The organism is Mesorhizobium sp. M1A.F.Ca.IN.020.06.1.1, assembly GCF_004023265.1.
GTDB lineage: Bacteria > Pseudomonadota > Alphaproteobacteria > Rhizobiales > Rhizobiaceae > Mesorhizobium.
Genome location: NZ_RZSR01001815.1, coordinates 1 through 437 on the forward strand (window position 1 = coordinate 1; position 437 = coordinate 437).

The window sequence follows — 437 nt, forward strand, 5'->3', positions numbered from 1 at the left end:
CTCTCCCGGCTGCACATCGCTCCCTTCGACTGCGACCCTTTCTATGCCGCCATCGAAAAGCGCGACAATCCGGCGCTGAAGGACAAGCCACTGATCGTCGGCGGCGGCAGGCGCGGCGTCGTCTCCACTGCCTGCTACATTGCCCGCATCCAGGGCGTGCGCTCGGCGATGCCGATGTTCAAGGCGCTCGAGGCCTGTCCCGAGGCCGTGGTGATTGCGCCGAACATGGAAAAATATGTCGGTGTCAGCCGCGAGGTGCGCGCGCTGATGCAGGCGCTGACGCCGCTGGTCGAGCCGCTGTCGATCGACGAAGCTTTTCTCGACCTCGCCGGTACCGAGCGGCTGCATGGCATGCCGCCGGCGCTTGTGCTGGCCCGCTTCGCACAGACCGTCGAGAAGGAACTCGGCATCACCGTTTCCGCCGGTCTCTCTTACTG

1 pseudogene is annotated in these 437 nt (G+C 65.2%); it reads left to right on the forward strand.

Annotation, left to right across the window (positions count from 1 at the left end):
* Nucleotides 1–9: 9 nt before the first annotated feature.
* Nucleotides 10–437: pseudogene (locus EOA60_RS37035) on the forward strand (DNA polymerase IV); the annotation flags it as partial.